The 9,731-nt window shown below is 38.0% G+C and carries 11 protein-coding genes; 1 reads left to right on the forward strand and 10 read right to left on the reverse strand.

The window, feature by feature from the left end; all coding sequences use genetic code 11:
• The 6 genes from RT445_RS09125 to RT445_RS09150 all read right to left on the reverse strand — a co-directional run.
• A partial coding sequence (locus RT445_RS09125) for an SH3 domain-containing protein (protein ID WP_313470441.1) occupies positions 1-834 on the reverse strand: 834 nt, incomplete at its 3' end.
• A gap of 1,318 nt (positions 835-2,152) precedes the next feature.
• Positions 2,153-2,989, reverse strand: a complete 837-nt coding sequence (locus tag RT445_RS09130) for a D-alanyl-D-alanine carboxypeptidase family protein (protein WP_274793364.1) — start codon at positions 2,987-2,989, stop codon at positions 2,153-2,155.
• Positions 2,990-3,066: 77 nt separating this feature from the next.
• Positions 3,067-3,684, reverse strand: coding sequence for a histidine phosphatase family protein (locus tag RT445_RS09135; protein WP_274793365.1), 618 nt, complete (start codon positions 3,682-3,684; stop codon positions 3,067-3,069).
• Positions 3,685-3,729: 45 nt separating this feature from the next.
• Positions 3,730-4,149 (reverse strand): DUF3995 domain-containing protein, encoded by a 420-nt coding sequence (locus RT445_RS09140; RefSeq protein WP_396631797.1) that lies wholly within the window; start codon positions 4,147-4,149, stop codon positions 3,730-3,732.
• Between the two features lie 99 nt (positions 4,150-4,248).
• Positions 4,249-4,758: a TetR/AcrR family transcriptional regulator gene (locus RT445_RS09145; protein WP_274793366.1), complete on the reverse strand. Its 510-nt coding sequence runs from the start codon at positions 4,756-4,758 to the stop codon at positions 4,249-4,251.
• Positions 4,759-4,954: 196 nt separating this feature from the next.
• On the reverse strand, positions 4,955-6,643 hold the full coding sequence (locus RT445_RS09150; RefSeq protein WP_274793367.1) for an AAA family ATPase: 1,689 nt from the start codon (positions 6,641-6,643) through the stop codon (positions 4,955-4,957).
• Positions 6,644-6,736: 93 nt separating this feature from the next.
• Between RT445_RS09150 and RT445_RS09155 the strand changes: the two genes are divergently transcribed.
• Complete coding sequence (locus tag RT445_RS09155; RefSeq protein WP_274793368.1) at positions 6,737-7,171, forward strand: hypothetical protein; 435 nt, start codon at positions 6,737-6,739, stop codon at positions 7,169-7,171.
• A gap of 28 nt (positions 7,172-7,199) precedes the next feature.
• Here RT445_RS09155 and RT445_RS09160 read toward each other — a convergent pair whose 3' ends face one another.
• The 4 genes from RT445_RS09160 to RT445_RS09175 form a co-directional block, all read right to left on the reverse strand.
• Positions 7,200-8,168 (reverse strand): helix-turn-helix transcriptional regulator, encoded by a 969-nt coding sequence (locus tag RT445_RS09160; protein WP_274797340.1) that lies wholly within the window; start codon positions 8,166-8,168, stop codon positions 7,200-7,202.
• Between the two features lie 200 nt (positions 8,169-8,368).
• On the reverse strand, positions 8,369-8,683 hold the full coding sequence (locus tag RT445_RS09165) for a YbjQ family protein (protein WP_274793369.1): 315 nt from the start codon (positions 8,681-8,683) through the stop codon (positions 8,369-8,371).
• Between the two features lie 2 nt (positions 8,684-8,685).
• Positions 8,686-9,174, reverse strand: coding sequence for a nucleoside 2-deoxyribosyltransferase (locus RT445_RS09170; RefSeq protein WP_274793370.1), 489 nt, complete (start codon positions 9,172-9,174; stop codon positions 8,686-8,688).
• 12 nt (positions 9,175-9,186) lie between these two features.
• Entirely contained in the window at positions 9,187-9,618 is a 432-nt protein-coding gene (locus RT445_RS09175; protein ID WP_274793371.1) for a GNAT family N-acetyltransferase, read from the reverse strand.
• Between the last annotated feature and the right edge of the window lie 113 nt (positions 9,619-9,731).

Consider the following 9,731-nt stretch of genomic DNA (forward strand, 5'->3'; position numbering starts at 1 on the left):
TGAGACATTTTTCCCTACCATAAAGAACGTAGCCTTCGCATCATATTTTTCTAAAGTCGCTAAAATTTGTGGTGTCACTTTGGCATCAGGCCCATCATCGAACGTTAAAGCTACACGTTTTTTCGCACCTTTTGCTGCTGGAATTCCTTTATTATATACTTTATTATTCGTTAGTTGAATATTGGCTAGCTCTGAAGCTTTGACATACCCCTTTTGGTCACCCACTTCCACATAGGACCAGCCAGCAAGTGTTATGTAATACTGAACAGTCGTTTTATTGGCAAGTGTACCAAGGACCTCTCCACTTGGGCTAGCTGTTAAACGTAATTCAGCACCATTCACTGCATTAATTCGTTTCTTTGTTGGGACAGGTTTTTTTAAAGCGTTCGTCGCAACATAGCCTGTATCTTCACCATATTGGACGAATGACCAGCCACCCGGTGCTGTACCATATACAAAAACCACGCGTCCTTCATATAGCTGTCCAACCTTTTGTGCGTTTTGCCTTGGCGCTGTAAATAACGTCGTGCCACCCTTTTGCATTACTACATAACCCTCAGACTTCAACTTGACTAAAACATCAGACGCCACATAGCCCATCTGCTCTGGCGTTTGAATATGTGTCCAGCCTTTGCTTGCTGCTAGCACAGTAACAAAGCTTCCCTTCGTTAGTTCACCAATTTCTGCACTATTCGAGGAAGGCTCTTCATAGATGATAGTATCCTTGGTTACTTTCTGAATGACCACGGACCCTTCAGCATTGGTAGTTAATGGTCCAATCAATAATGCCAATATAAACGTCAAAAATATAGTATAGGGTAATAATTTTTTCATTGTTCTACACCGCCCTTAGATGTCTTTCCATGTCGTTTGCTAAAAAAATACGAAGATTTAACTTTAATTATAGAGTAATCGTTCATGCCAGAAAATAGTAATAATCAACTAGATTCCATTCTATAAGACCGTTCACATCTGCGCGTTTGTAAACCTTTATACACTGCTTGTTCCCGTTTTTCTACGAACCACAGCATAAAAAACGTTATATAAAGATTTCACCTCCTTTTGCGGGTCACGCTTGGAGTGAATGGCGGACCTGTGGGGGGAATTTCTTTGGGAATGTAGCGCCTTCTTCATCATGATGAGCGACTTTCTCAAGGATTGGAGCATCTCCTTTGCTTTGGTCAGCGCTTTGCTCCGGGAATGGGGCGCATTTTTCACTTTGGTGAGCACTTTGATCCTTAATTGGAGCGCTTCCTTCACTTTTATGATCACTTTTCTACCTAATTTGAGCGACTCCTTCACTTTTATGATCACTTAGAACCTTAATTGGAGCGCTTCACTCTCTTTTATGATCACTTTACTTCTAATTGGAGCGCTTCCTTCACTTTTATGATCACTTAGAACCTTAATTGGAGCCCTTCACTCTCTTTTATGATCACTTTTCTCCTTATTCGGAGCGCTTCCTTCTCCTTTATGATCACTTTACTACCTAATTGGAGCGACTCCACTACTTTTATGATCAATTTTCTCCTTATTTGGAGCGCCTTCTTCTCCTTTATGATCACTTAGATCCTTAATTGGAGCGCTTCCTTACTTTTATGATCACTTTACTCCTAATTTGGAGCGCTTCCTTCACTTTTATGATCACTTAGAGCCTTAATTGGAGCGCTTCCTTCACTTTTATGATCACCTTTTTATCTAATTGGATCGACTCCATTACTTTTATGATCACTTTACTCTTTATTTGGAGCGCCTTCTTCTCCTTTATGATCACTTTTCTCCTTATTTGGAGCGCTTCCTTCACTTTTATGATCACTTTACTTCTAATTGGAGTGCTTCACTCACTTTTATGATCACTTTACTACCTAATTGGAGCGCTTCCTTCACTTTTATGATCACTTTACTACCCAATTGGAGCGACTCCATTACTTTTATGATCACTTTACTCTTTATTTGGAGCGCCTTCTTCTCCTTTATGATCACTTTTCTCCTTATTTGGAGCGCTTCTTTCACTTTTATGATCACTTTACTACCTAATTGGAGCGCCCACTTTTCTCCTTAATTAAAACTTCTTCGAATCTCCTAGAACGGCCCGCACTATTAAGACGTTTCAGGCTATGAAAAAGTTGAGATGTTTTCATAGATTTCCCATCTACAGGGCATTGTAGGCAGTTAAAGCATCTTCAATATGCGGGGGTGGTGTCCGAACATCGCCTGGGGCATTGGTTGTTATGAATAGAAATGATTTGCCTTCTTTTTCGATGATGGACGCGAGACATAATCCGGCTTCAGGTGTATACCCCGTTTTTCCGCCTAATATGGGTCCTTCTAAACCAGGCATTTTTGTAAACAACGAGTTTGTGATAATTAGCTCATTAGGTACATGGGTCGTATAGCTTTTTGAAGTAAATATGTGATAAAAGGTAGGGTTCTCTAACGCATAACGTAGCAGTTTACTAATGTCCCGAACGCTTGATACATGTGCCTCGTCATGTAGACCACTTGTATTAACGAAATGGGTATCATTCATGCCTATTTCCTGTGCTTTGTTATTCATATAAGTGACGAATTTTTCCTCACTGCCTGCAATTGCCTCAGCAAGTGTTCCCGTTGCATCAGCGCCTGAGGCAAGCAAAGTGCCATATAATAAATCCTCAATTGTCACAAAATCACCAGCATGAAAGCCTGCCATTGAGGCATTCTGAGCAGTATAGGTAGCAATCGTTTGCGGTTCTACAATGGTCTGTTTTTGTAGATCTTCCGTTAATTCAATTGCCACTACGGCTGTCATGATCTTTGTTAAGGATGCAGGATAAATAATGGCATCAGCATTTTTTTCAAATAATACTTCGCCTTGTGTATTGAGTAACAAAGCATTTTGACTATGTAATGATGGCAGTTCTAGTTGAACCTTTTCATATGTTTTGTTTGTATAATACAAAGCGAACACCACGATACCAATACAGCAAAGCAACACCAAATTTTTCATAAAAAAACGCCTCCTACACAATATAATAAGAGGCATTTCTGAATATTCCTTCCTAAATAAAAGCAATTAAAAAGGTTTTATAGATAATAGTCATCTTCAAAATTAGAACAAATTCTTGTTATTTTTTTATTAGCTAATTTAAAAAAGATATCTTGAGAAACTTCTAATTTGAGAGCATCCTCCTTCTGAAGACCCGCGTAAATTCCTCGTAAGATCCGACTAGTTAGCCCATGTGAGACAACAATTAGCTTTGAGTATTGTTGTATATCTTCCAGCCATGAGGTTAACCTGCTTACTACAGCTTCGTAGCTTTCCCCACCTGGCGCACGGAAATACCAATTAAAAACATCCGTGTCGGCTAACAAGTCTGGCCAGGTGTGCTGTATTTCTGCCATGGTTAAGCCAGCCCATTGCCCTACAGCAACTTCTGTCAAGCGATGATCCTGTTCCACATCATTCACATCATAACCGATTGTTTCACAAAGCAGGGCAGTGCTTTGCATAGCTCTCCCCAGTGGACTTGTAGCGATTTTCCAATCGGTTGCATCACCAATTAGCGTTTTTAGCATGCGTGCATGTTGTTGAACCTGTTCTCGACCAAGTTCGGTTAATGGTGAATCGAGCTGTCCCTGATATCTTCCTTCTCTATTATAGTTCGTCTCACCATGACGAAGTAAATAAATCTTTTGCTGCATATTTTTCCCCCTATCCCTTGCTTTCATGTTAGAGGATGATTGCTGTTAAAACAATAGCTCGAGATAAATGAAGCCTAAAAACAAACATAACGGACTATAAAATCTCGTATCGTTTTTGGCAAATTGTGAATGTTTGATGCTTTTAAAAAACCCAACATATTTAAAATCACCAATAGCCCTTGCAATAAATACACATGCACAAACTGAACTTCCTACTTTAGAAAAACTAGAGGGTTGAAAATACGCCACAAATCCTTGCTGAATGAGGATAATTAGGCTTGCCAGTAGTATAAGGGTAGCAACACAGAGCGTTCCCCATTTTCTTGGCACGAAAACTGCTTGTTGTCCCCCTCCTTTGACTGGAATCACTGCACCAATTCCCCATCGTCCCCCAAAAGCCCAATAAATATGAATGATACTAATCATCCATAAAAGGACAATCGCCATAATTGATAAACTATACATAATAGGTTCCTCCCTCGCACTCAAAACATACGATATCGTATGTTTTAGCGATAAATAGAGTCCCAAGAAGCATACTGCTGCTTTCTAGGGACATCAGTTCTACTGTAATAGTAGTTTAATCATTTTTTCTAAATCAAAATGAGGATTAGCTTCAAATCGTGTCATCCAGCCTATATAGGTTAAATAAGCTAATCTCGCACGATCTTTGGAGACCTCTTTCGTCATCCCCTTTTTTTGATAGAGCTTTGCTACACAGGCAATGCGTTGTTCCTCAATTTGAACAATACGTGTTGCGACATTGGCATCATATTTAGCCCAAGCATATATGCCGATTTCTATCTTTTTATCTTTATGAAAGCTTATGCGTAACAGCTGTTCTAAAGTTGCATCCTCCTGCTCCATACTTTGAATGATGGCATTTGTTGCATGTGTTTCCCAATAGTCAAGCATGGCATCTAATAGCTGCTGATGATCACGGAAATAATGATAAAAGCTACCTTTGCTAATTTTTAACGACCGAGCTAATGCCTCGATGCGTACCTTATGGATGCCGTCTTCTGCTAATTGTTGTAGGCCCGCCTTAATCCAGTCATCTTTTGTTACTTGCATATGAACCCCCGAAAAAAATACGTTAGCGTATGTTTTGTATTATATTACCATTTTATTCATTGACTATCAACTCTCTTTCTTATGACGGACATTAATATTATTATTGATTGTAAAATTAATCGTCATGACACGCGGTAAAATACATGCACACACTAAAATAATTGCAATTAGCTTTTTCATTCTTCTACTCCTTGCTTTAAAAAGTATTATCAAATAAATTTTCTGAAATACCTTGTATAATATCTTGCTCCTCAAAGGTCATCAGTTCTTCCTTTGTAATCATTGCTTGCTGTATCAATCGATTGGATTGGATCGTTACTAGTTTTTCAAACAAGTTTCGGATATAACGTCCATTAGAAAAATTAGGAATCGTTTCAATAGGTATTTGGTGGAGTTGAGCTTTCATACGCTGGGCAAATGCTGCCCCAAATTGGTAATCATTTGTTTGACAAAGCATAGCAAAAATATCATAGAGCTCATCCGTACTAAAATTATCAAACTGCACAAAATGATTAAAGCGTGATTTAAAGCCTGGATTTGATTGTAAAAATTCCTCCATAAGCGCTGTGTAGCCAGCAACAATAATGACTAAGTCATCTCGTAAATCCTCCATAGCTTTTAATAAACTATCAATTGCTTCCTTACCAAATGCATCCTGTTTATCATTAATCAATGAATAAGCCTCATCAATAAACAAGACACCCCCCTTTGCTTTATTGACGACCTCCTGAACCTTTAGGGCTGTCTGTCCAACATATCCTGCAACTAACCCTGCACGGTCTGTTTCAACAAAATGTCCACTCGATAATACGCCTAAATGCTTATAAATTTGCCCAATAATACGTGCCACTGTTGTTTTGCCTGTGCCTGGATTACCTGTGAAAACAAGGTGGTAGGTAATAGGAAAGCTTGTTAAACCATGGTCTACACGTAAGCTTTGAATTTTAATAAAGTTAATTAAATTATGTAATTCTTTCTTTGCATTTGGAAGACCTACAAGACCATCCAATTGCTTTTGAAGTTTGTTAATTTCCTGTTCAATTTCGGGCGTAATACGTAATCGTTCGTCATTTATAAATTCTCCGCTATAAATAATTTTGCCCTCTTCATTATAATAATCGCCTCGTCCATGTTTTTTCCCCTGCACAAGATCTCCAATATAAGAAGCCTGTCCATTATCATAATAAAGCGTTCCATGACCCGTCATTGCATCCTCTTTAAAATGTCCTTCCGCTTCCAGTACACCTTCTCTAGAATAGACCTTTCCTTTGCCATGCTTCAGATCCTCAAAGAAATAACCTTCATAATAGAGTGTAGTCACTCCACGGTCAAGCTCCTCTCCTGTTGGAGACTCTGCAGGATAATATAATTTCCCAGCTCCCTGCATATGATGCCAAATAAAATCACCCTCGTACTGTAAAAATCCGGTCGGATAATATTGCTTGCCTTTTCCTTTTTTCATACCATGGACAAAATCACCCTCATATTGTGGTTGATTTAAATGTGGATACATTGATCGTAGTTCTTGATACGGTGCAATTACATCTTCTTCATAATATAAAATGCCATAGCCATCCATTAAATCATTACGAAAATGGCCTTCATAATGAATTTGACCATCTTTATACAAAATACCATTACCTTGTTTTTTATTTTGAATAAATTCACCTTGATAAATGAGTTGTCCTTTTAAATACATGATTCCATTGCCTTGCTTCATATGATTGATGAATTCACCCTCGTATAATGGTTGGCCTTCTTGATCAAATAGTGTGCCTTTGCCATCATAAATATCGTGACCAAAATCGTTTTTTTTGACGCCACCTCGATACATGATTGTACCATCTGGATAAAATAATTCTTTTTCTTCATAATTATATGTCATTTGATTGCCTTCCTTTATCATTTCAGTATATGCTCAATTATAGCGTGGAAAAGAATACATATGTGTGAATTTTTAGAATTTAAGGAGACGAGCATGAAAAAACGATACAAACTACTACTAGGCATTTTACTCCCACTACTTATTCTGTATATCTCGACAATGCTGTTAACAAGGGACACAGATTTTACAACAGAGGTAACAGAGCGTCTCGATCTAGAGGAAATTCATGAAATTGAAATTATTCGTTCTTCAGATGAAAAAACAATCACTTTGACAGATACAGCCAAAATCAATCAGATGATGGAGCCATTTAAAGACCTGCCGTTAAAAAAAATATGGTTTGCTAAATCCGATTTCAAGGAAGCTTATTGGATAACTTTATCAACTAATAATGACAGAGAAATTGGCTTACGTTTAGATGATGACAAGCATTTATTTGTTTATTTATATGAAGAAAACTACATGAAAGATTACAAACTTACCCAGGATTTTGATATGACATTCATTGAGCAGCATTTTCAGAAATAGAAAAACCCGTGCACTTAAGCACGGGTTTTCAAATACAACGATAATTTTGCTGTATAGCTTGGATTGTTGCAATAATCTCTTCTCTTAGCTCAATTGGCTCTAATACCTCGATAGTCGCACCTTGACTCAGCAGCCACATTTTGATGCCTATTCCAAATACCTCTGCCTCGAAAAAGTATTCGCTATCGTTTTGTGAAAGTAATTTAGCTGAGGGTAATCGATTGAAGATGGTCTTAGGTGATTTTCCTTTGTAGAGAAATCGAATAGGTAAAAGTTCACCCGCATCCATAAACGGCTTGCGCTTGTGAAGTTCTTCCACTTGAAAATGGTCAGTAAATGGCTTGTAAAATTTATTCGTTAGTTCACGACTATCTTGAATGTGATCCATTCGATAGGCAATGGGTACATCCTTTTTGGAATGATAGTCATAAGCAATTAAGTAAAAGTCATACTCTGAAAAGATAATAGTAAGAGGCTGTAACATTATTTCCGTTGGGGTTATGTCATCCTCATGAAGATAATCGATTTGAATGATTATTTTTTTGGATATGGCTTCTGAAATACGCCAAATTAGTGGAATGAGAGATTGTTTACGATATGTATCTACATCAAAATGATTTTCATTTAAAACCATTTGTTCCCGTTTATTTGCCTGCACATTGGAAGCAAGCTTTTCAATAATAGTACTCAACTCTGATTTTACAAGCGCCTTAGATGCTATCAAAATTTTAATAATCGTCAATACTTGCTCTTTCGATAAACGGTTGTTATTTGTATGGATTAGCTTGTACACCTTTTCTGAACGCGCATATTGCAAATGGCAATCGAGCTTCGCCTTGGCAATATATGCTCGTATTTGATCGATGTCTCGTTGTATGGTTTTTTCACCAACCTGATGTGTTAATGCTTCCTGCTTCTTGTTGATCCCATGGCCATCCATTAGTCGATTAAACATCGACAGAACCCGATAGCCTTTGCTTTGCTGTGAATCCACCATATATCCCACTCTTTCTTCCTTCTATCAATTCTAGATATTTCTATATCTTATTGGTACTATACGCCTCCTACAATAAAACACCATTCAAAGAACGAAATAAACGTTATTCTTGACATAATTAACTAAAATTTTACAATTAATTAGCTAATAATAGCTATAAAAAAGGACTTTAATAAAATGCATTAAAGTCCTCACACCCATTATCTTAATTTTACAGCTGTTCCGTACACTAACACTTCTGATGTACCATCCATGACAGATGAAGTTGCATAACGAACCCCAACTATTGCATTTGCGCCCAATTGTCGTGCTTCCTCCTCCATGGCTTGTGTGGCGATTTCACGAGAACGAACGAGCATTTCAGCATATTCTTTCATCTCGCCACCCACAATATTACGAAGTCCAGCTATCATGTCACGACCAATGTTTCGGGATTGAACAGAATTTCCTTTCACTAAGCCTAATGTTTCGATAATGTCTTTGCCTGCGACAATATCTGATGTAGCTAATAACATGATTATGCCTCCTTGTTTGACAATTTTTGTACTGCTTCCACCGTCTCTTGAATGGAAGATGTAATGATTCCATTACGTTTAATTAAACCAATAACAAATAAATTACGGTAAACAAACTGATTTTCTAGTCCATCTCGGACAAGTGCCTCGATTTTTTTCATATTATCTCGCCCTTGCTGACGAACATCTGTCAGTACACCAACAATAGGACGATTGAGCATAGCAAACGCACCAATTTCAGCGGCTACCCCTGAGTCAATTTCAACCCCATCTAATACAGCGATTAATACATCACTCTTTTCTAACATCTCTAAATCAGCTTGCGCAATTGCCAAACTATCTGCATAGGCAGACTTATCATTAATGGCATCGTTCTCCTGTGGTACGTATAAAGCGATGCCTGGCACTGCCTCACGAATAGCTGCAGCTAGCTGCTCGTTGACTAAACGATCTCCTAACGAAAATAATCCATTTGCTAAATATGCTTTCATGTTTCGAACTCCTTAAAGTGGTTTTTCTAATATAATTTTATGTCTGCCTTTCTCGTCAACAAATGTGGACACGATATCAAACCCATGTTTGAGGTTGGCGATAAGCATTGCTTTGAATGCATTTCTGCCATATGTACGAACTTTCTGAAAGCCTAATGTTTTGATATGTGCGTGCTGTTGTTTCATTAATTCACTTGCAATCCCCAGCCCTCGTTTCGTTTCATGAACGCCACCCAACCAACTATAAAATACATTATCTGGATGTGGATAGCCTAGTTTAAAGCCAATTAAAGTGTCATTTTCAACTGCTAATAGACAAAGAAGACCTTCTTTCTTTTCTAGCTTTTCGAGTGGCAAATAATCGCCGTCAAAGACATGCGCATGGACTTCCTGTAGTTGCTCCAACCAAGCATAGGGTATGCCTTCCGTCATCACAATATGCATGTTCATCACCTCTGTCTATCATTATAGCAGTTCTATAGCCTGAAGAAAAAGGTGATCATCTAATCCAAAAGCAATCATGATCATTGCACAAAAGTAACTATTTTCGGCTTGAG

This window comes from Lysinibacillus sp., assembly GCF_032093475.1.
Taxonomy (GTDB): domain Bacteria; phylum Bacillota; class Bacilli; order Bacillales_A; family Planococcaceae; genus Lysinibacillus; species Lysinibacillus irui.

What these genes read in the sequence shown, in the direction of transcription:
- RT445_RS09130 (WP_274793364.1), bottom strand. Translation starts at nt 2,989, where the DNA reads ATGAAAAATTTGGTGTTGCTTTGCTGTATTGGTATCGTGGTGTTCGCT.
- RT445_RS09135 (WP_274793365.1), bottom strand. Translation starts at nt 3,684, where the DNA reads ATGCAGCAAAAGATTTATTTACTTCGTCATGGTGAGACGAACTATAAT.
- RT445_RS09140 (WP_396631797.1), bottom strand. Translation starts at nt 4,149, where the DNA reads ATGTATAGTTTATCAATTATGGCGATTGTCCTTTTATGGATGATTAGT.
- RT445_RS09145 (WP_274793366.1), bottom strand. Translation starts at nt 4,758, where the DNA reads ATGCAAGTAACAAAAGATGACTGGATTAAGGCGGGCCTACAACAATTA.
- RT445_RS09150 (WP_274793367.1), bottom strand. Translation starts at nt 6,643, where the DNA reads ATGACATATAATTATGAAGAAAAAGAATTATTTTATCCAGATGGTACA.
- RT445_RS09155 (WP_274793368.1), top strand. Translation starts at nt 6,737, where the DNA reads ATGAAAAAACGATACAAACTACTACTAGGCATTTTACTCCCACTACTT.
- RT445_RS09160 (WP_274797340.1), bottom strand. Translation starts at nt 8,168, where the DNA reads ATGGTGGATTCACAGCAAAGCAAAGGCTATCGGGTTCTGTCGATGTTT.
- RT445_RS09165 (WP_274793369.1), bottom strand. Translation starts at nt 8,683, where the DNA reads ATGTTATTAGCTACATCAGATATTGTCGCAGGCAAAGACATTATCGAA.
- RT445_RS09170 (WP_274793370.1), bottom strand. Translation starts at nt 9,174, where the DNA reads ATGAAAGCATATTTAGCAAATGGATTATTTTCGTTAGGAGATCGTTTA.
- RT445_RS09175 (WP_274793371.1), bottom strand. Translation starts at nt 9,618, where the DNA reads ATGCATATTGTGATGACGGAAGGCATACCCTATGCTTGGTTGGAGCAA.